Here is a 419-nt window from a genome sequence, read left to right as displayed (position 1 = left end):
CAGCCCTTAAGCTGTATTGAATGTAGTGGAATCCTTTGGGAAGAGGAGCGATACAAGGTGATAGCCCTGTACACGACGCAATCTTTACAGTGAAATCGAGTAGGTCGGGACACGTGTTATCTTGACTGAATATGGGGGGACCATCCTCCAAGGCTAAATACTCCTAACTGACCGATAGTGAACCAGTACCGTGAGGGAAAGGCGAAAAGAACCCCTGTGAGGGGAGTGAAATAGAACCTGAAACCGTATACGTACAAGCAGTGGGAGCCCTTCGGGGTGACTGCGTACCTTTTGTATAATGGGTCAGCGACTTATATTTAGTAGCAAGGTTAAGTGAATAACGGAGCCGTAGCGAAAGCGAGTGTTAACTGCGCGTTTAGTTGCTAGGTATAGACCCGAAACCCGGTGATCTAGCCATG

General features: G+C 48.2%; 1 rRNA gene. It reads left to right on the top strand.

Features of this window, described 5'->3' with window-relative positions:
• A 23S ribosomal RNA gene (locus tag AC27KT_RS19795) occupies positions 1-419 on the top strand; the annotation flags it as partial.

The sequence above is a fragment of the Alteromonas sp. 5NW40-0090 genome, assembly GCF_057552975.1.
This window is presented reverse-complemented; position numbering and strand designations above follow the sequence as displayed.